Here is a 23,615-nt window from a genome sequence, read left to right on the forward strand (position 1 = left end):
TGGAGGCATGGCCGCGGCGAGCACTCCGAAGATCAGCTGGGAGCAGATCTCGCCCGCGCCCGTCGTGCTCGTGTTCGGCAAGGAGTCGTTCCTCGCCGACCGCGCCATCCAGCGCCTTCGGGGCCTGCTGCTGCTCGAGGATCCCGAGCTCGAGGTCAACGACCTCGACGCCGGCCAGTACAGCGACGGCGCGCTCGAGCTGCTCGCGAGCCCGTCGCTCTTCGACGAGCCGAGGCTCATCCGCGTGAGCAACGGCGTGAAGGCCACCGACGCGTTCATCGAGGACGCCCTCCGCTACATCGCCGCGCCCGTCGACGGCACGACGCTCGTCATCCGCCACGACGGCTCCACCGTGCGCGGCAAGAAGCTGCTCGATGCCGTCCGCCGCACGCCCGGCGCGCTCGAGGTTGTCTGCCAGCCCCTCGGCCGCGGCGACATGATCCCCTTCGCCCGCAACGAGCTGCGGCTGCTCGAGCGCGATGCGACGCCCGGCGCGATCGCCGCGCTCGTCGACGCGTTCGCGAGCGACATCGCCGAGCTGGCCAGCGCCATCCGCCAGGTGGCCCTCGACACCGAGGGGCAGATCACCGAGCAGACGGTGCGCACCTACTACGCCGGCCGCGTCGAGACGACCGCGTTCGCCGTCGTCGACGCCGTCATCGCCGGCGACGTCGCCCGCGCGCTCGTCACGCTCCGCCAGGCGGTCGCGACGGGCGCCGACCCCGTGCCGATGGTGGCTGCGTTCGCCATGCGGTTCCGGCAGCTCGCCAAGGTGTCGGGCGCACAGGGCGGCGACGGCCAGGCGGCGCGGTCGCTCGGCATGCAGGAGTGGCAGCTGCGGAACGCGCGCCGCGACCTGCGCGGCTACACCGACGCCTCGCTGTGCGACGCGATCGAGGCGATCGCCGTCGCCGACGCCGCCGTGAAGGGCGCCGAGCGCAGCGCCGGCCACGCCGTCGAGCGCCTCGTGCGGCAGCTCGCCGCCCGGACCGCCGCCTGACGCGGCGTCCGCGCATCCGGCGGCGCGCATCCGCCGCCGATCGGATGCGCGTGCTCGCCCTTCCGGATGCCGCTGCCGTCGAGCGGTGACCGGCGCCATCGAGTGGTCGCTTCCGCCATCGAGTGGTCACGATGTGTCGACAGTGGTCACGGGATGCAGCACGAAGTGACCACTCGATGCACCACATGGCCATTCGTGAGCAGGAAGCGACCACTCAAGTGCAGGAAGCGACCGCTCAGGCCGCGGGCGCGCGGGCACACGCCCGGGAACGACGAAGGGGACCCCGCAGGGGTCCCCTTCGTCGGACGGCTCGGATCAGAGCGCGGCGACCTGCTTCGCGATGGCCGACTTGCGGTTCGCGGCCTGGTTGCGGTGGATCACGCCCTTCGAGACGGCCTTGTCGAGCTTCTTGCCCGCGAGCGCGAGCTTCTGCTCGGCGACGGCCTTGTCGCCCGCGGCGACGGCCTTGCGGGCCTCGCGCACGGCCGTGCGGAGCTCCGACTTCACGGCGCGGTTGCGCTGCGTCGCCTTCTCGTTGGTGAGGATGCGCTTGATCTGCGACTTGATGTTCGCCACGTGGGTGTCCTTCTCTGGTCGAGGATGGTTCGGCGGCGGCTTGCGCTCCATCGGAGCCCCGCCGCGACCCGCTCCTCGCGCGAGGCGCACGTGCGCATGCGAGGAAAGGGGAAGCCAGCGGACAACGATACCAGCGCTGCGGCCCGACCTGCAATCGCGCGGCCCGCGCGGCGCGGATGTCGCCGCGCGGCTGTGGGAAGATGGGGACTTCCGCATCCGACCCCGAGAAGGACCCGTGAGCCCCCGAGCGACCAAGGCACTCGAGCCTGCTGCGACCGATCCGGCGAGGATCCGCAACTTCTGCATCATCGCCCACATCGACCACGGCAAGTCCACACTGGCCGACCGGATGCTGCAGCTCACCGGCGTCGTCGACGACCGGTCGATGCGCGCGCAGTACCTCGACCGCATGGACATCGAGCGCGAGCGCGGCATCACGATCAAGAGCCAGGCCGTCCGGATGCCGTGGGAGCTCGACGGCGAGACGTTCGCGCTCAACATGATCGACACCCCCGGCCACGTCGACTTCACCTACGAGGTGAGTCGCTCGCTCGCCGCGTGCGAAGGCGCGATCCTGCTCGTCGACGCTGCGCAGGGCATCGAGGCGCAGACCCTCGCCAACCTGTACCTGGCGATGGACAACGACCTCGAGATCATCCCGGTGCTCAACAAGATCGACCTGCCGGCGGCCGATCCCGACAAGTACGCGGCCGAGATCGCGGGCCTCATCGGCGGCGACCCCGACGACGTGCTGCGCGTCAGCGGCAAGACGGGCGCGGGCGTCGACGCCCTGCTCGACCGCGTCGTGCGCACGATCCCCGCCCCCACGGGCGACGTCGACGGCCCCGCCCGCGCGATGATCTTCGACTCCGTCTACGACTCCTACCGGGGCGTCGTCACGTACATCCGCATGGTCGACGGCGCGCTCAAGCCGCGCGAGCAGATCACGATGATGTCCACGGGCGCCAAGCACGAGGCGCTCGAGATCGGCGTCTCGAGCCCCGAGCCGATCCCCTCGAAGGGCCTCGCGGTCGGCGAGGTCGGCTACCTCATCACGGGCGTGAAGGACGTGCGCCAGTCGAAGGTCGGCGACACGGTCACGACCGCGCGCGGCTCGGCGACCGAGCCGCTCAAGGGCTACGCCGACCCGAAGCCGATGGTCTTCTCGGGCCTGTACCCGATCGACGGCAGCGACTACCCGGACCTCCGCGAGGCGCTCGACAAGCTGAAGCTGTCGGATGCGGCGCTCGTCTACGAGCCGGAGACCTCGGTCGCGCTCGGCTTCGGCTTCCGCTGCGGCTTCCTCGGCCTCCTGCACCTCGAGATCATCACCGAGCGCCTCGAGCGCGAGTTCGGCCTCGACCTCATCGCGACCGCTCCGAGCGTCGTCTACGAGGTGCAGACGGAGGACCGCAACGTCCACACGGTGACGAACCCGAGCGAGTTCCCCGAGGGCAAGATCCACTCGGTCGTCGAGCCGATGGTGCGCGCCACGATCCTCGCCCCCAAGGACTACGTGGGCCAGATCATGGAGCTGTGCCAGTCGCGCCGCGGCACGCTCGGCGGCATGGAGTACCTCTCGGAGGACCGCGTCGAGCTGCGGTACCGGCTGCCGCTCGGCGAGATCGTCTTCGACTTCTTCGACCAGCTGAAGTCGCGCACGCAGGGCTACGCCTCGCTCGACTACGAGCTCGACGGCGAGGAGGAGGGCGACCTCGTCAAGGTCGACATCCTGCTCCAGGGCGAGCAGGTGGATGCGTTCAGCGCCATCGTGCACAAGGACAAGGCGTACGCGTACGGCGTGCTCATGGCCGGCAAGCTGCGCGAGCTCATCCCGCGCCAGCAGTTCGAGGTGCCGATCCAGGCGGCGGTCGGCGCGCGCATCATCGCGCGCGAGACGATCCGCGCCATCCGCAAGGACGTCCTCGCGAAGTGCTACGGCGGCGACATCACCCGCAAGCGCAAGCTCCTCGAGAAGCAGAAGGAGGGCAAGAAGCGCATGAAGATGGTCGGCCGCGTTGAGGTCCCCCAGGAGGCGTTCATCGCCGCGCTCTCGACCGGGGAGACGAAGAAGGACTCGAAGTGACCCGCCCGATCCGCGAGCGCGCGACGAACTACGGGGCCGTCGGCGCCACCGCGCACTTCGACTTCCACCGCTTCCCGCCGAAGGGCTTCGAGGTCGTGCAGCGCCGCGCGCGCATCGGCCACGGCCGCGCCCGCTACGAGGCGGCGATCGCGGCGCTGCGCACCTGGAAGGTGCAGCGGCTCGCGGGCATCGAGGTCGACGTGGTCGGCTCGGAGGACGGCAGCGTCTACCGCCCCGTCGGCTTCGAGGGCCAGGACCCGACGCGCGCCGCGAGCATCGAGCCGCAGCTGACGTACGGCCCGGACGGCGAGCCGTTCCTGCAGCCGGGCGACTCGGTCGACCAGCGGATCCGCGTGGCGGGCCTCACGTTCCACGCACCGATGCGCGTCATCGCGATCGAGGAGGAGGCCACGAGCCACGGGGTGATCCTCGGCTCGCTCGAGGGCCACCCGCTCGCCGGCGAGGAGCGCTTCACGATCGAGATCGCCGAGGACGAGTCGGTGTTCCTGATCTTCCGTGCGATCGTGCGCAACCACGCCTGGTGGGCGCGCGCGGCCGCGCCGATCGCGAACGCGGTGCGACGCCGCCACCACGAGCGCTTCATGGACGTGCTGCGCTCGATCGACGTCCCCTGACGATGGGCCGGCTGCCCGAGGGCGCGCCCGCGCCGGCCGACGGCCGCCTGCCCGCCTCGGCGGCGCCGGCGGTGGGCGACGAGGCGCCGTTCGGCGCGTACGTGCACATCCCGTTCTGCAGCGTGCGCTGCGGCTACTGCGACTTCAACACCTACACGGCCGACGAGCTGCGCGGCGCGACGCGCGCCGGCTACCCGGCCGACGTCGCCGCCGAGATCGCGCTCGCGCGCGACGTGCTCGCCGAGCTCGGGCCGCTGCGCCCGATGCGCACGGTGTTCTTCGGAGGCGGCACGCCGACGCTGCTGCCCGCCGCCGACCTCGTGGGGATGCTCGCGGGGCTCCGCGACGCGTTCGAACTCGAGGAGGGCGCCGAGGTCACGGTCGAGGCGAACCCCGACTCCATCGACCTCGACGGGCTGCGGGCGCTCCGCGCCGGCGGTGTGACGCGCGTGTCGTTCGGCATGCAGTCGGCGGTCCCGCACGTGCTCGCCGCGCTCGACCGCACGCACGACCCCGAGCGCGTGCCGGTCGTCGCGGCGTGGGCGCGCGAGGCGGGGCTCGAGGTGAGCCTCGACCTCATCTACGGCGCACCGGGGGAGTCGCTCGCCGACTGGCAGCGCTCGCTCGACGCGGCCGTCGCCATCGGCCCCGATCACGTGTCGGCGTACGCGCTCATCGTCGAGGACGGCACGGCGCTCGCCCGACGCATCCGGCGGGGCGAGCTCGCGATGCCGGACGACGACCTGCAGGCGGCGATGTACGAGGCGGCGGATGCGACGCTCGGCGCCGCGGGCTACGCCTGGTACGAGGTGTCGAACTGGGCCCGCGAGGGCCGCGTCGCGCGGCACAACCTCGCCTACTGGCGCGGCCACGACTGGTGGGGCTTCGGACCCGGCGCCCACAGCCACGTCGGCGGCGTGCGCTGGTGGAACGTCAAGCACCCCGCCGCCTACCGCGACCGGCTCGTCGCCGGCGCGTCGCCCGCGCTCGCGCGCGAGGCGCTCGACGACGAGACGCGCCGCGTCGAGCGCGTGCTGCTCGAGACGCGGATCGTCGACGGGCTCGACGTGGGCGTGCTGGATCCGGAGGGCCGCCGGGCGGTCGCCGGGCTCGTCGCCGAGGGGCTCGTCGACGGCCGCGCGGCCATCGGGGGCCGCGTCGTGCCGACGCTCCGCGGGCGCCTTCTCGCCGACGCGGTCGTCCACCGCCTGCTGCCGTAGCGCGGGTCGCCGCCGACCGGATCCCGCGACCCGCATGCGGTCGCATCCCGCATGCGGTCGCATCCCGATCCGGCCGCGCACGCGACGGCGCCCCGCTCGCGGGGAGCGGGGCGCCGAGGCTCGAGCGGTCGAGCGCTACTTCACGAGCCGCCAGTTGAACGGGTAGCGGTACGAGCCGCCGTTGTTCACGCGGACGGCGCCGATGATCGAGAAGATCACCTGCAGCAGGCCCGGCACCCAGTAGATGCCGAGCAGCAGGAAGCCGATGCCGATGAAGCTGGTGATCGTGCCGACGAACAGCAGGCCGACGGCGATGATCGTCATGAGGATGCCGAAGTTCAGCGCCTCCTTCGCCTCCTGCTTCGCGAAGGCGCTGCGGTCCTTGTAGATCATGAAGACGATGAGCGGGCCGACCCAGCCGCCGAAGCCGCCGGTGACGATGGTCGAGAGGCCCGAGAGGTGCCCCCACATGCCCGCGTTCTTCTCGTCGACGGGCGACATGGGCGCAGCGGCCGCGTACTGCGGCTGGCCGGGGGCGCCGTACTGCCCGCCCTGGGGCGGCGGCGCGTAGCCGCCCTGCGACGGCGGGGCGTACTGGCCCTGCTGGCCCGGGTAGCCGTGCTGCCCCTGGCCGCCCTGCGGCGCGCGGTAGTCGGGGGCGCCGTACTGCGGGGCGCCCGCGGGCGGCGCGCTCGGCGGCTGCTGCCACCCCTGGTCGCCGCCGCTGAAGGCGGGCTGGCCGGGCGCCTGGGGCGCGGCGTCGGAGGCGTGCGAGCTGAAGGGCTGCGCCGGCTGCCCGACGCCGGGCGATGCGGGCGCGCTCGGCGCGGCGTGCTGCTCGCCGGTGACGGAGAAGCCGTCGGCGGGCGCTGCGGGGTCGTCGTGCTCCTCGCGGCGGGGCGCGTTGGGATCGGACATGGCGTGCCTTTCGCTGGGGGCGCGGTCGTTCCGGTCGCGCCGTCTGCACCATTGTGCGCGCGCGAGGCTGGAGATCGGCTTCGAGGGGGTGCAGGCGGTACGATTGGCAGTCAGTCTTCGAGAGTGCCAGGGAGCGGGCGGTGCGCCGTCCGCGCGACGAGGGGAGCGGGATGGTCTCGGATCGCGGCCTCGAGGTGCTCCGGGCGATCGTGCAGGACTACGTCGCCCTGCGCGAGCCCGTGGGCTCGAAGTCGATCGTCGAGCGCCACGCGTTCGGCGTCTCCGCGGCGACGATCCGCGGCGACATGGCGCTCCTCGAGGAGGAGGAGCTCATCGTCGCCCCGCACACGTCGTCGGGGCGCGTGCCCACCGACAAGGGCTACCGCGTCTTCGTCGACCGGCTCCAGCGGATGCAGCCGCTCACGGGCGCGCAGCGGCAGGCGATCGCGCGCTTCCTCGAGGGCGGCGCGCAGGACCGCGACGAGATGCTCGCGCGCACGGCGCGGCTGCTGTCGCAGCTGACGAACCAGGTGGCGCTCGTGCAGGTGCCGGTGCGCCGCCAGGCCCTCGTGCGCCGCGTGGAGCTCGTGGCGATCGCCGAGGCGCGCGTGCTCGCGGTACTCATCCTCGACTCCGGCCGGGTCGAGCAGCGCATCGTCGACGCCCAGCAGATGATCGAGCCCGAGGAGGCGATGGCCCTCGGCCGCGCCTTCACCGAGACCATCGCCGAGCTCGCGCCCGCCGCGGCCGCCGAGCGGCTCGCGCGCACGGCGGCATCGGCGCCGCCGGCGCTGCAGGCCGCGACCGGCGCGGTCGCTCGCGCGCTCGCCGACATGCTCCTGGGCGCCGGAGGCGACCGCCTCTACATGGCCGGCGCCTCGCACCTCGTGCGCGAGGAGCGCGACTTCCAGCGCACCGTGACACCGGTGCTCGACGCGATCGAGGAGCAGGTGACGCTCCTGCGCCTCTTCGACGAGATGGGCGCCGAGGGGGAGGTCGCGACCCGCATCGGGCGCGAGCTCTCGGGCCCGCTCGGCGAGACGGCCGTCGTCGCATCGACCTACTCGGCCGACGGCAGCGACGGCCACATCGGGGTGCTGGGCCCGACCAGGATGGACTACGCAGGGAACATGGCCGCGGTGCGCGCAGTGGCGCGCTACCTCACGCGGCTGCTGAGCGAGGACTGAGTGACCGACCACTACGAGACCCTCGGCGTCGCCCGCGACGCCGGCCAGGACGAGATCAAGAAGGCGTACCGCCGGCTCGCGCGCGAGCTGCACCCGGACGTCAACCCGAGCGCCGACGCCGCAGAGCGCTTCAAGGACGTCACGCACGCGTACGACGTGCTGGGCGACGCGCAGTCGCGCGCGGAGTACGACCGCGGCCCGCAGCCGGGCATGAGCGGGTTCGGCTTCGGCGACATCTTCGAGCAGTTCTTCGGCGGCGGCGGCCGCGGCCAGGGCCCGCGCCCGCGCCGCCAGCCCGGGCAGGACAGCCTCCTGCGCGTCGACCTCGAGCTCGGCGACGTCGTCTTCGGCGTGCACCGCGAGCTGCGCGTGCAGACCGCGGTGCTGTGCTCGACCTGCGACGGCGCCTGCACCGCGCCCGGCACGCGCGAGGAGCGCTGCACGATGTGCGGCGGCTCCGGCCACGTGCAGCGGCAGGTGCGCTCGCTGCTCGGCAACGTCGTCACGAGCCAGCCCTGCCAGGTCTGCCAGGGCCACGGCACGGTCATCCCGTCGCCCTGCCCCACGTGCGCCGGCCACGGCCGCGTGCGCGCCGAGCGCACCATCCCGGTCGACATCCCCGCGGGCGTCGACACGGGCCTGCGCATCCAGCTGCCCGGCCAGGGCGAGGTGGGCGAGGCCGGCGGCCCCGCCGGCACGCTCTACCTCGAGGTCAACGTCAAGCACCACGACGTCTTCAGCCGCTCGGGCGACGACCTGCTCGGCACCCTCGAGGTGTCGATGCCGGATGCGGCGCTCGGCACGAGGACGACGGTCGAGGCGATCGACGGCCCCGTCGACGTCGAGGTGAAGCCCGGCGTGCAGTCGGGCGACGTCATCACGATCGGCGGCCGCGGCGTCACGCGCCTGCGCGGCGCCGGCCGCGGCGACCTGCGCCTCGGAGTGCACGTCGTCACGCCGACGCGACTCGACCGCCGCAGCGAGGAGCTGCTGCGCGAGCTGCGCGAGCGCACCAAGGCGCCCGCCCCGTCGCTCGGCGAGTTCAAGCAGGGCCTCTTCGCCAAGATGCGCGACCGCCTCCGCCTCTGATGGCCCACTGCTACTGGCACGACGCCCTCGCCGAGCATGCCGAGGGCGACGTCGTCGCCCTCGAGCGCGAGGAGGCGCACCACGCCGCCGTCGTCAGCCGGATGCGGCGCGGCGAGCGCGTGCTCGTGAGCGACGGCCGCGGCACCCTCGCCGAGGGCGTCATCGACCGCGCGGAGCGCGACGGGGTCGAGGTGGTGCTCCACCGCATCGAGCGCGTTGCGCCGCCCAGCCCCCGGCTCGGGCTCGCGCAGGCCCTCGCGAAGGGCGACCGCGCGGAGCTCGCGGTGCAGGCCGCGACCGAGCTCGGCGTCGACGCGATCGTGCCCTGGCAGGCGCGCCGCAGCGTCGTGCAGTGGAAGGGCGATCGCGCCGAGAAGGCGCTCGAGCGCTGGCGGAAGGTCGTGCGGGAGGCGGGCAAGCAGGCCATCCGGCCGCTGCTGCCGGAGGTCGCGCCCGTCGTCGACACCGCCCGGCTGGCGGGGCTCGCGGAGGCGTGGCAGCTCGTCGTGCTCGATCCCGCCGCCGAGCGCTCCATCGCCGAGGTGCCCGTCGACCGCGACCTGCTGCTGGTGGTCGGGCCCGAGGGAGGCATCGACCCCGCCGAGCTCGAACGGCTCGACGCGGCGGGTGCGCTGCGGGCGCGGCTCGGCGACCACGTGCTCCGCACCTCGACCGCGGGCCTCGCCGCCGCCTCCGCGCTGTCGCTGCGCCTCGGTCGCTGGTGAGCCCCGCGGATCCGGCCATCCGGATGCGCCCGGCGACCGGCCGGTAGGCTGGCGGCATGGCAGAGCCCACCGTGTTCGAGCGGATCGTGGCGCGCGAGATCCCCGCGGAGATCGTGCTGGAGACCGACACGATCATCGCCTTCGTCGACATCGCGCCCAAGGCGCCGATGCACGTCCTCGTCGTGCCGAAGACGGCCCGCTACCGCGACGTCGTCGAGCTCGCCGCGGGCGACCCGGCGCTGCTCGCCGAGATGGTGCAGGCCGCGCAGGCGATCGCGCGCGAGCGCGCCGCCGGCGACTTCCGCCTCGTGTTCAACACCGGCGAGCTGGCCGGGCAGACGGTCTTCCACGCCCACGCCCACGTGCTCGCCGGATCCCTGGGAGAGGAATCGCTTGCCTGACGCCACCCGCTCGATCGAGATCGACGGCATCGAGATGGTGCGGCTCCTCGGGCCGCAGGACCGCCTGCTGACGCGCCTCGAGCGCGAGCACCCGGACGTGACGGTCGCCGTGCGCGGCAACCTCGTCACGATCGAGGGGCCGGAGGAGGGCGTCGAGCGCGCCGGCCGGCTCGTGCAGGAGCTCGTCGACCTCGTCCGCACCGGCGCCGACCTCGGCCAGACCGAGGTCTCGGAGGGCGCCCGCATCCTGCGCGCCGACCCGAGCCGCAGCCTCACCGACGCGATCGGCGAGGCCATCCTCACGACCCGCGGCAAGTCGATCCGCGCGAAGACCGAGGGGCAGCGCTCCTACGTCGACGCCATCGACCACCACACGATCGTGTTCGGCATCGGTCCCGCCGGCACCGGCAAGACCTACCTCGCGATGGCGAAGGCCGTGCAGGCCCTCCACCGCAAGGAGGTCAACCGCATCATCCTCACGCGCCCCGCGGTCGAGGCGGGCGAGCGGCTGGGCTTCCTGCCGGGCACGCTCACCGACAAGATCGACCCGTACCTGCGCCCCCTCTACGACGCGCTCAACGAGATGATGGATCCGGAGCTCGTGCCGAAGCTGCTCGCCACCGGCACCGTCGAGGTCGCGCCGCTCGCGTACATGCGCGGCCGCACCCTCAACGACTCGTTCATCGTGCTCGACGAGGCGCAGAACACGACGCCCGAGCAGATGAAGATGTTCCTCACGCGCCTCGGCTTCGGCTCGCGGATGGTCGTCACGGGCGACGCGACGCAGGTCGACCTGCCGGCCGGCACCTCGGGCCTGCAGGTGGCGCAGCAGGTGCTCGGGAAGATCGAGGACATCCACTTCTCGCGGCTCACGAGCGCCGACGTGGTGCGCCACACGCTCGTCGGCGAGATCGTCGACGCCTACACGACGCACGACCAGAAGCAGATGGCGCGCCAGGCGCGCGAGCAGGACCGACGCCAGCACGGGCCGCAGAGGGGTCGGAGGGCCTGATGTCGATCGACCTGCTCAACGAGTCCGGGCACGAGGTCGACGAGGCGCAGCTCGTGCGGCTCGTCGCGTTCGACCTCGACAAGCTCTTCGTGCACGCCGAGGCGGAGGTCTCGATCGTGCTCGTCGACGTCGCCGCGATGGAGCAGCTGCACGTGCAGTGGATGGACGAGCCCGGCCCGACCGACGTGCTCTCGTTCCCGATGGACGAGCTGCGCCCCGGCACGCAGGATCGCCTCACGCCCGCGGGCCTCCTCGGCGACATCGTGCTCTGCCCCGAGGTCGCCGAGGCGCAGGCGGCCGAGGCCGGCCACTCGCTCATGGCGGAGCTGCGCCTGCTGACGACGCACGGCCTCCTGCACCTGCTCGGCTTCGACCACGCCGACCCGGCCGAGCGCGACGAGATGTTCGGCCTGCAGGACCAGCTGCTCGCGGGCTTCGAGCAGCACGACGCCGGGACGCCCGGCCGCTCCGCCTGATGTTCGAGCTGCTCCTGTTCGCCGCCGCGGCGCTGCTCGTCGCGTTCGGCGCGTGGCTCGCCGCGTGCGACGCCGCGCTCGGCGTCGTCTCGCGCGCCGAGCTGCAGGAGCTCGCCGCCACCTCGCGCCGCTCCTCGTCGATCGCGTCGATCGCCGACGACCTGCGCGGCCACGTGATGACGCTGCAGTTCGGCCGCATCATGTGCGAGACGATCGCCGCGGTGCTCATCACCCTCGCCGTCGACTCGCTGCTCGTCGAGTGGTGGATCACGCTGCTCGTCGCCGGCGGCGCGATGATCGTCATCTCGTTCGTGCTCGTCGGCACGAGCCCCCGGGCCGTCGGCCGCACGCACGCGCTCGCGCTGCTGCGCGCCTCCGCGGGCTTCGTGCGCTTCTGGCGCGTGCTCATGGGCCCGATCGCGAGCCTCGTCGTCACCGTGGGCGACAAGGTGACGCCCGGCCGCCAGCGCGAGACCGCGTTCACGACCGAGGCGCAGCTGCTGTCGATGGTCGACGCGGCCGCCGAGTCGGACGTGCTCGAGGACGACGACCGCGAGCTCATCCACTCGATCTTCGAGTTCAACGAGACGCTCGTGCGCGAGGTCATGGTGCCGCGCCCCGACATGATCACGATCGAGCGCGACGCGACCGCCGCGGAGGCGCTGCGGCAGTTCCTCGACAACGGCCTCTCGCGCATGCCCGTCGTGGGAGAGACGACCGACGAGATCCTCGGCATCCTCTACCTGCGCGACGTCGTGCGCTCGCGCACGTGGCGCCCGGATGCGCTCGAGATCGCCGAGGACCTCGTGCGCCCGGCGATCCTCGTGCCCGAGTCGAAGAAGGCCGACGACACCCTCGCGCTCATGCAGCTCGAGCGGATGCACGTGGCGATGGTGGTCGACGAGTACGGCGGCATCGCCGGCCTCGTGACCCTCGAGGACCTCGTGGAGGAGCTCGTGGGCGAGATCCGCGACGAGCACGACCGCGGGCGCTCGGAGGCGGTGGAGGCGTCGGAGGGCGTCTGGCTCGTCTCGGCGCGCCTGCAGATCGACGAGCTCGGCGACCTGTTCGACCTGACGCTCGAGGACGAGGAGGTCGACACGGTCGGCGGCCTCGTGCAGAAGGAGCTCGGCCGCATCGCCGAGGTGGGCGACGTCGTGCTCGCCTCCGGCCTGCGGATCGAGGTGCGCTCGCTCGACGGCCGCGGCCGCTCGACGGGCGAGATGGAGGTGTCGCGGCTCGAGGTCGCGACCCAGGAGGAGGCGCCCGCATGAGCGAGCAGCAGCACCGGAGCGGCTTCGTGACGTTCGTCGGACGGCCGAACGCCGGCAAGTCGACGCTCATGAACGCCCTCGTCGGCGAGAAGATCGCCATCACGTCGTCGAAGCCGCAGACCACGCGGCACGCGATCCGCGGCGTCGTCCACCGCGACGACGCGCAGCTCGTCATCGTCGACACCCCGGGCATGCACAAGCCGCGCACGCTGCTCGGCAAGCGGCTGAACGCCGTGGTGCAGACGACGCTCGGCGACGTCGACGTCATCTGCCTGTGCATCCCCGCCGACGAGCCGATCGGGCCGGGCGACCGCTTCATCGACCAGCAGCTCGAGGGCTTCCCGCGCGCGCGGAAGGTCGCCGTCGTCACGAAGACCGACGCCGCCTCCAAGCAGCGGGTCGCCGAGCAGCTGCTCGCGGTGACCGGGCTGCGCGAGTGGGATGCGGTCGTGCCGCTGTCGTCGCTGCGCGGCACGCAGCTCGACGTGCTCGTCGACCAGCTCGTGGCGCTGCTGCCGGAGGGCGAGCCGCTCTACGAGGCGGCCACGACCACCGAGGAGCCGCTGTCGGTGCGGATCGCCGAGCTCGTGCGCGAGGCCGCGCTCGAGGGCGTCCGCGACGAGCTGCCGCACTCGATCATGGTGACGGTCGACGACATCGTCGAGCGCGAGGACCGCGAGCTCGTCGACGTCTACGCGAACCTCTGGGTGGAGCGCGACAGCCAGAAGGGCATCATCATCGGCCACCGCGGCTCGCGGCTGCGCGAGGTGGGCGCGGATGCGCGGGCCGAGATCGAGCGCCTCGTCGGCAAGCAGGTGCACCTCGACCTGCGCGTGAAGGTCGCGAAGGAGTGGCAGGGCGACCCGAAGCAGCTCGGGCGCTTCGGCTTCTAGCCCCGCTCCGCTGGTCGAGGAGGCCGCGCCCGAAGGGCGCTGCCGTCTCGAGACCCCGCACCGCGCGACAGGTGGTCCTCGGCCCGAGCGGTGCTGGTGCACCAGCACCTCTGAGGCGGAACGGCACCTCTCGGCGCCGTCCACCCCGAGGATGATTCCGCGGCCTGCGCGGCGGGGGAGCGGCACCGCCGCCGTAGCGTAGGAGCATGACCGCAGCGCCCACGGACGAGGCCGTGCCCGCCCCCGGCGGGGACGCCGCCGACGCGGCGGCCGCCGAGGAGCTGCGGCGCCAGGACCGCCGCGCGCTGCGCGCCGACGGCATCCTCGCCGCGGTCACGACGGTGCTCACGGGCATCCCGACCGCGATCATGTGGGTGCTGCTCGCCAACGGCACCGCGTTCCACTGGGCGTTCTGCGCGCTCGTCGCCGCCGCGATCGCGGGCGCGGTCCTCGTGCGCCGCACGCACCCGGTGCTCGCCCTCCTCGCGCTCACCGGCCTCGCGGCCATCCACGTGGCGATCGCCGCGCCGATGTTCCCCGTCTGGTTCGGGGTGCTCGTGGTGCTCTACTCGGCCGGCCGCTTCGCGCGCTGGCCGGGCAGGCTCGGCGCGCTCGGGCTGGCCCTCGTCGCCTCGCTGCTCGCCGCCATCTGGCTCGCGACCGAGGGCGGCCTCGCCGTGGGGCCCGGGACGCTGCCGACCGTGCCGGACATCCTGCGGCTCGTCGCGTTCGCGTGGATCCCGCCGATGATGCTCTTCTCGATCGCGGTGCTCGTCGGCTGGGGCGTCGCGGCGGTCGCGCGCTCCGAGGCGGCGTCGAAGGAGGCGCTCGTCAGCACGCGCCGCGCCGACGAGCAGGAGGAGCGGGCGGCGCTCGCGCGCGACATGCACGACGTGGTCGCGCACTCGCTCGCCGTGGTGATCGCGCAGGCCAACGGCGCCCGCTACACGCCCGATCCGGAGGCGAAGGACCGGAGCCTCGAGGTGATCGCTGGCACCGCCAAGCAGGCGCTCGGCGACGTGCGGCTGCTCCTCGGGCAGCTGCGGCACAGCCAGGCGGCCGACCCCGTCGCGTCGCTGGAGGGCGCACCCGCGCTCATCGCGCGCATCCGCGCGAGCGGGCTCGACGTGCGGCTCGTCGAGCTCGGCGCGGCCGTGCCGCTGCCGCGCACCGCCGACATCGCGGCCTACCGGATCCTGCAGGAGGCGCTCACGAACGCGCTCCGCCACGGCGACACGTCGCAGCCCGTGCACGTTCGCCTCCAGCGCGAGGGCGGGCCGCAGCCGGGCATCGTGCTCGACGTGCACAACCGGCTGCGCGCGCATCCGGGCGTCGCGGGCCACGGCGTGCGCGGCATGCACGAGCGCGCGCGGCTCGCGGGCGGCGACGCCTGGACGGGCGTCGAGGACGGCTGGTTCCGCGTGCGCGCCGCCTTCCCGGCGAGCGCCGGACGACGGCTGGGCCGATGAGAGGATCGGAGGCGTGATCCGCGTCCTCATCGTCGACGACCAGGCGCTCTTCCGCGGCGGCATCCGGATGCTGCTGGAGTCGCAGCCCGACATGACGTGCGTGGGGGAGGCGGCCGACGGAGCCCAGGCGGTGCGGCTCGCCGAGGAGCAGCAGCCCGACGTCATCCTCATGGACGTGCGCATGCCGGTGCTCGACGGCATCGCCGCCACCGAGCGGATCGTCCGGGCGCGGCCGGAGTCGCGCGTCGTCGTGCTCACGACCTTCGACCTCGACGAGGCGGCTGCTCGCGCGATCCGCGCCGGCGCCTCGGGCTTCATCCTCAAGGACGCCGAGCCCGAGCTCGTGCTCGCGGCCGTGCGCACGGTGCACGCCGGCAACGAGGTGGTGGCCGCCTCCGCCACGCGGGAGCTGTTCAAGGCGTTCGGGTCGCAGCGCCGGCGCATCCCGGCGGAGTTCGCGGCGCTCACCGAGCGCGAGCGCGAGATCTTCGGGCTCGCCGCCCGCGGCCTCTCGAACACGGAGATCGCGCGGAGCGAGTTCGTCTCGGAGGCGACGGTGAAGACGCACGTGTCGCGCGTGCTCGCGAAGCTGGGCCTGCGCGACCGGGTGCAGCTCGTCGTGTTCGCCTACGAGCACGGCCTCGTCGGCGACCAGCGCTGAGGCGCGGCGCGTGCACGTCGAGCTGTCGGGGCCCGAGGGCGCCGCGCCCGTGCTGCTCGTGCACGGCGGCGGCGTCGCGGGCTGGATGTGGCGGCCGACGCTGGCGGCGCTCGGAACGCCCGTGCGCGCGATCGTGCCCGACCTGCCGGGCCACGGGGCGAGCGACGACGGCGGCTACGAGAGCCACGACGACGCCGTGGCGCGCCTCGCGGCGGTGCTCGAGGAGCACGCGCCCGAGGGCGCGCTCGTCGGCGGCTTCTCGCTCGGCGCGCAGCTCGCCGTGCGGCTCGCGGCCGAGCACCCGCGGCTCGTGCGCGACGTCGTGGTCGTGAGCGCGCAGGCGCGCGCCTCCCGGATGCCGGGCCCCACCCTCGCGCTCCTCGCCCTCGCTGCCCCGCTCGCGCGCATCGAGCGCTTCGCGACCCTGCAGGCGCAGGCGCTCTTCGTGCCGCCGGCCCTGCTGCCCGAGTACCTCGAGGGGAGCCGGCGGATGCGGCGCGCGACGCTGCTCGCGAGCGTCGGCGAGAACCTCCGCTTCCGGCCGCCGGCGGGATGGGCGCGGCCCGGTCCCGCGCTCGTGGTCGCGGGCACCCGCGAGCCGCGCGTCGTGCGCCGCTCGGCCGCGCTGCTCGCGGCGCTCCGCCCCGGCGCCGCGCTCGAGCGCGTCGAGGGCGTCGGCCACGGCCTGCCGCTGCAGCGCCCCGACCGGATGGCCGCGATGCTCGAGGCGCGGCTCGGCCGCCTCGAGGATCAGCCTCGAGGATGACGCCGGATCCGACGGCCGCCTGACGCCCCGGGAGCCGCCCGAGGGTTGGCTGGGAGGCATGCAGACCTCGCTCTCCCTCCGCGCCGCCTCGAAGCGCTTCGGCGCCGGCCCCACGGGCGTCACCGCCCTCGCCGGCGTCGACCTCGACATCGAGCCCGGCACCCTCACGGCCGTCATGGGCCCCTCCGGCTCCGGCAAGTCCACGCTCCTCCACCTCGCCGCGGGCCTCGACCTGCCGACGAGCGGCGACGTCGTCATCGGCGGGCGCTCGGTCGTCGGCCTCGACGACGACGCCCTCACCGCCCTCCGCCGCGAGCAGGTGGGCGTCGTCTTCCAGTCGTTCAACCTCGTGCCGAGCCTCACGGCGCTCGAGAACGTGCAGCTGCCTGCGCTGCTCGCCGGCCGCGAGCCGGAGCGCCAGCGCATCCGCGACCTGCTCGACGACCTCGGCATCGCGGGCCTGGGCGCGCGCCGCCCGCACGAGCTCTCCGGCGGCCAGCAGCAGCGCTTCGCGATCGCGCGCGCCCTCGCGCACCGGCCGGCGATCGTGCTCGCCGACGAGCCGACCGGCGCGCTCGACACCGCGACGTCGCTCGACGTGCAGGAGATCCTCGTGGCGCAGGCGGCTGCGGGCCAGGCGATCGTCGTCGTGACGCACGACCCGGTCGTCGCCGCGCGCGCCGAGCGCGTCGTGCTGCTGCGCGACGGCCGCATCGGCGGCGACCTGCCGCGCACCGACGCGGCCGAGATCGCCCAGCGCATGCTGCAGGTGGCGCGATGACGGCCGTCGCCGCGGCGCCCGCCCGCACCGCGGTCGGGCGCGCCGAGGCCGGCGCCGATCGAGCCACGGGCGTCGGCCTCGCCTTCGCCGTCACCGCCCTCGCAGCCGCCTTCGGCACCGCGCTCTCGACCGTCATGGAGCACGCGGCGCTCGTGCTCTACGGGGAGGCCTTCATCGCCGGCTCCGAGACCGGCCGCGTCATGCTCGCGCTCGCCGGCGTGCTGCTCATCGGCACCTCGGTGGTGGTCGGCGCGATCGTCGCGCGCCAGGCGCTCACCGGCGCCGTCGAGGACCGCCGCCCCGAGATCGCGCTCCGACGGCTCCTGGGTGCCTCGGCCCGATCGGAGCGGCGACGGATCCTCGGCCGCTTCGCGCAGGTCGGCGTCGGCGGCGCCGCGCTCGGCTGGGCGGCGGGCGTGCTCGTCGCCATGCCGGTCGAGGCGCTGCTCGCGTCGCTCCCGGACGGCCTGGAGCTCACCGGGCTGCCGCCCATCGTGCCGGCGGCGCTCGTGCCCGCCGCGGCCGTCATGCTCGCGGCCATCGCGGCCGCCTGGCTCGCGACGCGCGCCGTGCTCGCCGTGACGCCGCTCGAGGCGCTGCGCGGCGCGGGCGTCGATGTCGAGACGGCCGGCGCGCCCCGCCGGCGGCGCGGCGCCGTCGTGGCCCTCGCGATCGGCGCGCTGCTGCTCGCGGCCGCGGTCGTGCTCGGCGCGCTCACGCCGCTCGCGGTGCTCGTCGGCTTCGCCGGCGGCGTCGTGCTCGTCGTCGGGATCGTCGGCATCGCGCCCGCCGTCGCGCCGCCGCTCGTCGCGCTCGCCGCGCGAGCCATGGGCGGCTCGGTGCCGGCGCGCGTCGCCCGCGGCACGCTCGCGACGCATCCGGGCCGCACCGCCTCGCTCGTGCTCGCGCTCTTCGTCGGGGCCGCCGTCGTCACGATGATGGTCACCGCGGGCTCCTCGCTCACCACGGCGGCGCTCACCATCGAGCGCGACCCGCTGTTCCGCGCCGAGCTCGAGGCGGTGCTGCTCGGCGCCACCACGATCGTGTCGGGCATCGTGGGCTTCTCGGCCGTGCTCGGCGTGCTCGGCTTCGTCGCCGCGATGCTGCTCTCGGTGCGCCGCCGCACGCGCGAGATCGGGCTGCTGCGCACGCTGGGCCTGCGGCGCGGGCACGCCATGCGCATGCTGCTCGCGGAGGCGGGCGCCATCACGGCGGTCGCCGTCGCGACCGGCTTCGGCGTCGGCGCCCTGCTCGGCTGGATCGGCGTGCAGTCGATGGTCGGCTCGGTGATCGGCGTCACCTCGACCGCCCCGACGATCCCGTGGGGACTGCCCGTCGGCCTCGTCGTCGCCGGCCTCGCCGTCGCCGTCGCAGCGAGCTGGCCCGCCGGCCGCCGCGCGGGCCGCATCGCGCCGCTCGCCGCCGTCGCCGCCGACTGAGGCCGCGCCGCGCCTGCGACCGGATGCCAGGACGGCATCCGGTCGCAGGCGTATAGTGAGTGGCATGCAGAGCGCGTCGCTCCTCCTTCGTCGCCGCGGCGAGGCCTGACCCGGGCTTCCTCGTCGCGGAGGCTGTCCTGCCCGGACCCAGGAGCGAGCGACAGGAGCGATCGATGAAGAACATGCAGCAGCCCTCGGGCATGCCCCACCACCGGTACGTGCCGTACCACGAGCAGATCCGGGTCGAGCTCCCGGATCGGACCTGGCCGTCGAAGCGCATCGAGCGCGCGCCCCGCTGGTGCGCGGTCGACCTGCGCGACGGCAACCAGGCGCTCATCGACCCGATGACGCCCGACCGCAAGCTGCTGATGTTCCAGCTGCTCGTGCGGATGGGCTACAAGGAGATCGAGGTCGGCTTCCCCTCGGCGAGCCAGACGGACTTCGACTTCGTCCGCCAGCTCATCGAGCAGGACCTCATCCCCGAGGACGTCACGATCCAGGTGCTCACGCAGTGCCGCGACCACCTCATCCGCCGCACCTTCGAGGCCATCGACGGCGCGAAGCAGGCGATCGTGCACATCTACAACTCCACGAGCGTGCTGCAGCGCGACGTCGTGTTCCGCTCCGACCGCGAGGGCGTCAAGCAGATCGCCGTCGACGGTGCGAAGCTGTGCCTCGAGCTCGAGGGGATGCTGACGGGCACGCAGGTGTTCTACGAGTACAGCCCCGAGTCGTACACGGGCACCGAGCTCGACTACGCCGTCGAGGTCTGCAACGCGATCATCGAGACGCTCGACGCGCGCCCGGAGCGGCCGGTCATCATCAACCTGCCCGCGACGGTCGAGATGGCGACGCCCAACGTCTACGCCGACTCGATCGAGTGGATGCACCGCCACCTCGCGCGCCGCGAGTCGGTCATCCTGTCGCTCCACCCGCACAACGACCGCGGCACGGGCGTCGCGGCGGCCGAGCTCGGCTACATGGCCGGCGCCGACCGCATCGAGGGCTGCCTGTTCGGCAACGGCGAGCGCACCGGCAACGTCGACCTCGTCGCGCTCGGGCTCAACCTGCTCACGCAGGGCATCGACCCCGAGATCGACTTCTCCGACCTCGACGAGATCCGCCGCATCGCCGAGCACTGCAACCAGCTGAAGGTGCACGAGCGCAGCCCGTGGGCCGGCGACCTCGTCTACACCGCCTTCTCCGGCTCCCACCAGGACGCCATCAAGAAGGGCTTCGAGCGGATGGCCGAGGACGCCGAGAAGCAGGGCAAGAGCGTCGACGAGATCACCTGGGCCGTGCCGTACCTGCCGATCGACCCGAAGGACGTCGGCCGCTCGTACGAGGCCGTCATCCGCGTCAACTCGCAGTCCGGCAAGGGCGGCGTCGCCTACCTGCTGAAGGCCGACCACGGGCTCGACCTGCCGCGCCGCCTGCAGATCGAGTTCTCGAACATCGTGCAGGCCCGCACCGACAGCGAGGGCGGCGAGGTCTCGAGCGACGCGATCTGGACGATCTTCGGCGACGAGTACCTGCCGAACCCGTCGCGCGAGGCGGTCGACCAGTGGGGTCGCTTCGAGCTGCGCGAGGTGTCGTCCGCGTCGTCGCTCGGCGGCGAGACGAGCCTGACCGTCGTGCTGCGCGACGAGCAGACGCTGCGCGACGTCGAGGCGTCCGGCAACGGCCCGATCGACGCGCTGCTGTCGCTGCTGAAGGGCGAGGGCGTCGAGGTGTCGCTCGTCGACTACGTCGAGCACACGCTCGCGGCGGGGCAGGACGCGCAGGCGGCCTCCTACGTCGAGCTCGAGCTCGGCGGGCAGCGCTTCTGGGGCGTCGGCATCGACCACTCGACGACGCATGCGTCGCTGCGGGCGATCGTCTCGGCCGTGAACCGGGGCCTGCGCGCGACCGGCGCGCCCGCGAGCCCGGAGCCCGCGACCGCGCAGACCGTCTGAGCCGTCGGTGCCCACGTACCGCGACGAGGGGGTCGTCCTCCGCACCCACCTGCTGGGGGAGGCCGACCGCATCGTCACGCTGCTGACCCGTGAGCACGGCAAGGTGCGCGCGGTGGCCAGGGGCGTGCGGCGCACCTCGTCGCGGTTCGGGGCGCGGCTCGAGCCGTTCATGGTCGCCGACCTGCAGCTCGCGGTCGGGCGCAGCCTCGACGTCGTCACGCAGGCGGTGACGCTCGGCGCGTACGCGCCGGTCATCGTCGCCGACTACCGCGCCTACACCGCAGCGACGGCGATGGTCGAGACCGCCGACCGGCTCACCGACGAGGACGCCTCGCGGCAGCAGTACTTGCTGCTGGTCGGTGCGCTCCGCAGCCTCGCGCGGACCGAGCACGACCCCTCGCTCACGCTCGACGCGTACCTGCTGCGCGCGCTCTCGGTCGCCGGCTGGGCGCCCTCGTTCGGCGACTGCGCCGTCACGGGGGAGCCCGGCCCGCACCGCGCGTTCGTGCCGCACCTGGGCGGGATGGTGTCCGAGGACGCCGCGCCGCCCGGCGCGATGCGGATCGACGAGGGCACGCTGCTGCTGCTCGCCTCGCTGCTCACGGGCGACTGGGCGACGGCCGAGGGCGCCCCGCAGGGCGTGCGCGCCCGGGCCTCCGGCGCGGTCTCCGCCTACGTGCAGTGGCACCTCGAGCGGGGCCTCCGCAGCCTGGAGCACGTCGACCGGGGCGTCTCGTGAGCCGTGGCCTGGCGCGCCACGACCCTTCCGAGGCGCTCCGCCCCGTCGACTGGACGGGCGAGCATCCGCCCGAGTACGCGAAGGGCTCCGTGCCCGCCCACGTCGCGATCATCATGGACGGCAACGGCCGCTGGGCCAACCAGCGCGGCCTCACGCGCACGCAGGGCCACGCCGCCGGCGAGGCGGTGCTGCTCGACGTCGTCGCCGGGGCGCTGCAGGCGGGCGTGCGGCACCTGTCGGTGTACGCGTTCTCGACCGAGAACTGGAAGCGCAGCCCCGACGAGGTGCGGTTCCTCATGGGCTTCAACAAGGACGTGCTGCGCCGCCGCCGCGACCAGCTCGACGCCTGGGGCGTGCGGGTGCGCTGGGCCGGCCGCCGCCCGCGCCTCTGGGCCTCCGTCATCACGGAGCTCGAGGAGGCCGAGCGCCGCACCGCCGGCAACGACCGCATGACGCTGCAGATGTGCGTCAACTACGGCGGCACGATGGAGATCGCGGATGCGGTGCGCTCGATCGCCGACGACGTGGCCGCCGGGCGCCTGAAGCCCTCGGGCGTGACCGACCGGCTCGTGCGCAGCCGCATGTACAACGCCGACATCCCGGACGTCGACCTCTACATCCGCTCCTCGGGCGAGCAGCGCATCTCGAACTTCCTCACGCTGCAGGGCGCGTACGCCGAGATGGTCTTCCTCGACCGGCTGTGGCCCGACTTCACCCGGCAGGACCTCTGGCGCGCGCTCGACGTCTACACGGGGCGCGACCGGCGCTTCGGCGGCGCGGTCGACGCGCCGACGGCGTGAGCGCGCGGCGGCCGGCCACCGCGGCGGCTGCCGTCGCCCTCGCGGCGATGCTCGCGGGCTGCACGGCTGCGGCGCCCGAGCCGACCGCCTCGGCCGAGCCGTCGGCCGCGTCCGAGTCGTCCTCCTCGCCCGAGGGCGCGTTCGACGAGGCCGCCTTCGCGGCGCTGTGGGACGAGGCGGCCGAGGGCGGGCTCGACTACCAGCTCGGCGGCCCCTACGAGCCGGATGCGGGCGTGACGGTGGTGGTGCGCGACCGCGAGGCGCCGTCCGCCGGCGCGCTGCTCGACGTCTGCTACGTCAACGCCTTCCAGACGCAGCCGGGCGAGCTCGCCCTGTGGGAGGCCGAGCATCCCGAGCTGCTGCTGCGCGACGCCGACGGCGAGCCGGTGATCGATCCCGGCTGGCCCGACGAGCGCATCCTCGACACGTCGACGCCCGAGCGGCGCGCGGGCATCCTCGACGTCGTCGGGCCGTGGATCGACGGCTGCGCCGATGCGGGCTACGAGGCCGTGGAGCTCGACAACCTCGACACCGCGACGCGCGTCGACGGGCTCGAGCTCGACGACAACGTCGCGCTCGCCGCCGCCTTCGTCGATCGCGCGCACGCGGCGGGGCTCGCGGCGGCGCAGAAGAACAGCCTCGAGGTCGGGGCCGCCGGGCCGGCTGCCGGGTTCGACCTCGTCGTCACCGAGGAGTGCGCCGCCTTCGACGAGTGCAGCGCCTACGGGTACCTCTACGAGCGGCACCTCGCGGTCGAGTACGCGTCGGCGCTGCCGGACGGCGGCTTCGCGGCGGTGTGCGCGCGCGACGACCAGCCGGCGCTGACGGTGCTGCGCGACCTCGACCTCACCGTGCCGGGAGACCCGGCGCACCTCGTCGAGCGCTGCTGAGCGGCGGCGTCAGGCCTCGACGAGCCGCGCCTGCCAGGCGTGGTCGGCGGGGATGCGCTCCGCGAGCCAGGCGCGCGCGTCGGCGTCGAGCTGCGGCAGCGCCGCCTCGAGCGTCTCGTCGTCCGAGCGGTCGGCGGCGGCGTACGCGAGGACGATCTGCGGCAGGGCGTAGCGGATGCCGTCGCGCTCCACGAGGGCCTCGTCGAGCGGCATCGTGACGGCCGTGTCGCGCCGGAAGCGCCAGGTCTCGCCGTCGGAGGGGTCGAGCAGCACCTGGTACTCCCACTGGCCGTAGGCGCTGCGCCGCAGCCAGACACTCGAGGTGCCGAGCGGCAGCACGTCGGAGTCGTGGGGGAGGAGCGGCTTGATCGCGCCCTGGAAGGCGCACCACAGCTGCCAGCGGCCGCCGAGCCAGCCGCGCAGCAGGCTCAGCTCGCCGCGGGGGATGACGATGTCGAGGTCGCCGTGCGGCCGGGACCCGCCCGCGGTCGCGTCGAGGGCCCATCCGCCGCCGATCCACCACGTGCCCGAGTACCCGTCGAGCAGCTCGGCGGCATCCGCGGGCCAGTTGTCGGCCCAGCCGCCATAGAGCTCGCGCTGCTCCTCGCTCTGCATCAGCCCTC

The 23,615-nt window shown here is 73.9% G+C and carries 24 protein-coding genes; 21 read left to right on the plus strand and 3 right to left on the minus strand.

Going from position 1 to position 23,615, the window contains the following annotated elements:
- Window positions 1–7: 7 nt before the first annotated feature.
- Complete coding sequence (gene holA / locus IEW90_RS06565) at window positions 8–1,000, plus strand: DNA polymerase III subunit delta (protein ID WP_188717262.1); 993 nt, start codon at window positions 8–10, stop codon at window positions 998–1,000.
- Between the two features lie 315 nt (window positions 1,001–1,315).
- Here the strand turns inward: holA and rpsT are convergent, their stop codons facing one another.
- Complete coding sequence (gene rpsT, locus IEW90_RS06570; RefSeq protein WP_188717264.1) at window positions 1,316–1,576, minus strand: 30S ribosomal protein S20; 261 nt, start codon at window positions 1,574–1,576, stop codon at window positions 1,316–1,318.
- 235 nt (window positions 1,577–1,811) lie between these two features.
- Between rpsT and lepA the strand changes: the two genes are divergently transcribed.
- The 3 genes from lepA to hemW are packed head-to-tail and all read left to right on the plus strand — an operon-like array spanning window position 1,812 to window position 5,517.
- Window positions 1,812–3,662 carry a translation elongation factor 4 gene (gene lepA, locus IEW90_RS06575; protein ID WP_188717266.1) on the plus strand — a complete coding sequence of 617 codons (1,851 nt, stop codon included), beginning with the start codon at window positions 1,812–1,814 and terminating at the stop codon, window positions 3,660–3,662.
- Window positions 3,659–4,297 carry a DUF1990 family protein gene (locus IEW90_RS06580; RefSeq protein ID WP_188717268.1) on the plus strand — a complete coding sequence of 213 codons (639 nt, stop codon included), beginning with the start codon at window positions 3,659–3,661 and terminating at the stop codon, window positions 4,295–4,297. The genes lepA and IEW90_RS06580 overlap by 4 nt, the downstream gene beginning before the upstream one ends.
- 2 nt (window positions 4,298–4,299) lie before the next feature.
- Window positions 4,300–5,517 (plus strand): radical SAM family heme chaperone HemW, encoded by a 1,218-nt coding sequence (gene hemW, locus IEW90_RS06585; RefSeq protein WP_188717270.1) that lies wholly within the window; start codon window positions 4,300–4,302, stop codon window positions 5,515–5,517.
- 135 nt (window positions 5,518–5,652) lie between these two features.
- Here hemW and IEW90_RS06590 read toward each other — a convergent pair whose 3' ends face one another.
- Window positions 5,653–6,435, minus strand: a complete 783-nt coding sequence (locus IEW90_RS06590) for a DUF4870 domain-containing protein (RefSeq protein WP_188717272.1) — start codon at window positions 6,433–6,435, stop codon at window positions 5,653–5,655.
- Window positions 6,436–6,605: 170 nt separating this feature from the next.
- On the opposite strand from IEW90_RS06590, the gene hrcA reads away from it, so the two are divergent.
- The 17 genes from hrcA (at window position 6,606) to IEW90_RS06675 (ending at window position 22,992) form a co-directional block, all read left to right on the plus strand.
- Complete coding sequence (gene hrcA, locus IEW90_RS06595) at window positions 6,606–7,622, plus strand: heat-inducible transcriptional repressor HrcA (RefSeq protein ID WP_188717274.1); 1,017 nt, start codon at window positions 6,606–6,608, stop codon at window positions 7,620–7,622.
- On the plus strand, window positions 7,623–8,711 hold the full coding sequence (locus tag IEW90_RS06600) for a DnaJ C-terminal domain-containing protein (protein ID WP_188717276.1): 1,089 nt from the start codon (window positions 7,623–7,625) through the stop codon (window positions 8,709–8,711).
- On the plus strand, window positions 8,711–9,436 hold the full coding sequence (locus IEW90_RS06605) for a 16S rRNA (uracil(1498)-N(3))-methyltransferase (RefSeq protein ID WP_188717279.1): 726 nt from the start codon (window positions 8,711–8,713) through the stop codon (window positions 9,434–9,436). The genes IEW90_RS06600 and IEW90_RS06605 overlap by 1 nt, the downstream gene beginning before the upstream one ends.
- A gap of 56 nt (window positions 9,437–9,492) precedes the next feature.
- Entirely contained in the window at window positions 9,493–9,837 is a 345-nt protein-coding gene (locus IEW90_RS06610; RefSeq protein WP_188717281.1) for a histidine triad nucleotide-binding protein, read from the plus strand.
- 34 nt (window positions 9,838–9,871) lie between these two features.
- The gene (locus tag IEW90_RS06615) at window positions 9,872–10,849 is read left to right on the plus strand and encodes a PhoH family protein (protein ID WP_188718056.1); all 978 of its coding nucleotides are present in this window, start codon (window positions 9,872–9,874) and stop codon (window positions 10,847–10,849) included.
- Window positions 10,849–11,325: an rRNA maturation RNase YbeY gene (ybeY, locus tag IEW90_RS06620; RefSeq protein WP_188717283.1), complete on the plus strand. Its 477-nt coding sequence runs from the start codon at window positions 10,849–10,851 to the stop codon at window positions 11,323–11,325. Before IEW90_RS06615 ends, ybeY begins: the two co-directional genes overlap by 1 nt.
- Entirely contained in the window at window positions 11,325–12,599 is a 1,275-nt protein-coding gene (locus IEW90_RS06625; RefSeq protein ID WP_188717285.1) for a hemolysin family protein, read from the plus strand. The genes ybeY and IEW90_RS06625 overlap by 1 nt, the downstream gene beginning before the upstream one ends.
- On the plus strand, window positions 12,596–13,492 hold the full coding sequence (gene era / locus IEW90_RS06630; protein WP_188717287.1) for a GTPase Era: 897 nt from the start codon (window positions 12,596–12,598) through the stop codon (window positions 13,490–13,492). The genes IEW90_RS06625 and era overlap by 4 nt, the downstream gene beginning before the upstream one ends.
- 206 nt (window positions 13,493–13,698) lie before the next feature.
- Entirely contained in the window at window positions 13,699–14,961 is a 1,263-nt protein-coding gene (locus tag IEW90_RS06635; RefSeq protein WP_188717289.1) for a sensor histidine kinase, read from the plus strand.
- 13 nt (window positions 14,962–14,974) lie between these two features.
- Window positions 14,975–15,622, plus strand: a complete 648-nt coding sequence (locus IEW90_RS06640) for a response regulator (protein ID WP_188717290.1) — start codon at window positions 14,975–14,977, stop codon at window positions 15,620–15,622.
- 10 nt (window positions 15,623–15,632) lie between these two features.
- Window positions 15,633–16,388, plus strand: coding sequence for an alpha/beta fold hydrolase (locus IEW90_RS06645; RefSeq protein ID WP_188717292.1), 756 nt, complete (start codon window positions 15,633–15,635; stop codon window positions 16,386–16,388).
- Window positions 16,389–16,446: 58 nt separating this feature from the next.
- Window positions 16,447–17,169: an ABC transporter ATP-binding protein gene (locus tag IEW90_RS06650; RefSeq protein ID WP_188717294.1), complete on the plus strand. Its 723-nt coding sequence runs from the start codon at window positions 16,447–16,449 to the stop codon at window positions 17,167–17,169.
- A complete protein-coding gene (locus IEW90_RS06655) occupies window positions 17,166–18,608 on the plus strand; it encodes an ABC transporter permease (RefSeq protein WP_188717296.1) in 1,443 nt (480 codons plus the stop codon). Before IEW90_RS06650 ends, IEW90_RS06655 begins: the two co-directional genes overlap by 4 nt.
- 173 nt (window positions 18,609–18,781) lie before the next feature.
- Window positions 18,782–20,563 (plus strand): 2-isopropylmalate synthase, encoded by a 1,782-nt coding sequence (gene leuA, locus IEW90_RS06660; protein WP_188717298.1) that lies wholly within the window; start codon window positions 18,782–18,784, stop codon window positions 20,561–20,563.
- A 7-nt stretch (window positions 20,564–20,570) separates the two neighbouring features.
- Window positions 20,571–21,302, plus strand: coding sequence for a DNA repair protein RecO (gene recO / locus IEW90_RS06665; protein ID WP_188717300.1), 732 nt, complete (start codon window positions 20,571–20,573; stop codon window positions 21,300–21,302).
- Entirely contained in the window at window positions 21,299–22,102 is an 804-nt protein-coding gene (locus IEW90_RS06670) for an isoprenyl transferase (protein ID WP_188717302.1), read from the plus strand. Before recO ends, IEW90_RS06670 begins: the two co-directional genes overlap by 4 nt.
- Window positions 22,099–22,992, plus strand: coding sequence for an endo alpha-1,4 polygalactosaminidase (locus tag IEW90_RS06675; protein WP_229679523.1), 894 nt, complete (start codon window positions 22,099–22,101; stop codon window positions 22,990–22,992). The genes IEW90_RS06670 and IEW90_RS06675 overlap by 4 nt, the downstream gene beginning before the upstream one ends.
- 9 nt (window positions 22,993–23,001) lie before the next feature.
- On the opposite strand, the gene IEW90_RS06680 is transcribed toward IEW90_RS06675, so the two are convergent.
- Entirely contained in the window at window positions 23,002–23,607 is a 606-nt protein-coding gene (locus IEW90_RS06680) for a nucleotidyltransferase domain-containing protein (protein WP_188717304.1), read from the minus strand.
- Between the last annotated feature and the right edge of the window lie 8 nt (window positions 23,608–23,615).

Origin of the sequence: Agrococcus terreus (assembly GCF_014645235.1) — a bacterium.
GTDB lineage: Bacteria > Actinomycetota > Actinomycetes > Actinomycetales > Microbacteriaceae > Agrococcus > Agrococcus terreus.

Coding starts and splice junctions, on each gene's coding strand:
- holA (WP_188717262.1), top strand. CDS start 8: ATGGCCGCGGCGAGCACTCCGAAGATCAGCTGGGAGCAGATCTCGCCC.
- hemW (WP_188717270.1), top strand. CDS start 4,300: ATGGGCCGGCTGCCCGAGGGCGCGCCCGCGCCGGCCGACGGCCGCCTG.
- IEW90_RS06590 (WP_188717272.1), bottom strand. CDS start 6,435: ATGTCCGATCCCAACGCGCCCCGCCGCGAGGAGCACGACGACCCCGCA.
- hrcA (WP_188717274.1), top strand. CDS start 6,606: ATGGTCTCGGATCGCGGCCTCGAGGTGCTCCGGGCGATCGTGCAGGAC.
- IEW90_RS06605 (WP_188717279.1), top strand. CDS start 8,711: ATGGCCCACTGCTACTGGCACGACGCCCTCGCCGAGCATGCCGAGGGC.
- IEW90_RS06610 (WP_188717281.1), top strand. CDS start 9,493: ATGGCAGAGCCCACCGTGTTCGAGCGGATCGTGGCGCGCGAGATCCCC.
- IEW90_RS06615 (WP_188718056.1), top strand. CDS start 9,872: ATGGTGCGGCTCCTCGGGCCGCAGGACCGCCTGCTGACGCGCCTCGAG.
- ybeY (WP_188717283.1), top strand. CDS start 10,849: ATGTCGATCGACCTGCTCAACGAGTCCGGGCACGAGGTCGACGAGGCG.
- IEW90_RS06625 (WP_188717285.1), top strand. CDS start 11,325: ATGTTCGAGCTGCTCCTGTTCGCCGCCGCGGCGCTGCTCGTCGCGTTC.
- era (WP_188717287.1), top strand. CDS start 12,596: ATGAGCGAGCAGCAGCACCGGAGCGGCTTCGTGACGTTCGTCGGACGG.
- IEW90_RS06635 (WP_188717289.1), top strand. CDS start 13,699: ATGACCGCAGCGCCCACGGACGAGGCCGTGCCCGCCCCCGGCGGGGAC.
- IEW90_RS06650 (WP_188717294.1), top strand. CDS start 16,447: ATGCAGACCTCGCTCTCCCTCCGCGCCGCCTCGAAGCGCTTCGGCGCC.
- IEW90_RS06655 (WP_188717296.1), top strand. CDS start 17,166: ATGACGGCCGTCGCCGCGGCGCCCGCCCGCACCGCGGTCGGGCGCGCC.
- leuA (WP_188717298.1), top strand. CDS start 18,782: ATGAAGAACATGCAGCAGCCCTCGGGCATGCCCCACCACCGGTACGTG.
- IEW90_RS06680 (WP_188717304.1), bottom strand. CDS start 23,607: ATGCAGAGCGAGGAGCAGCGCGAGCTCTATGGCGGCTGGGCCGACAAC.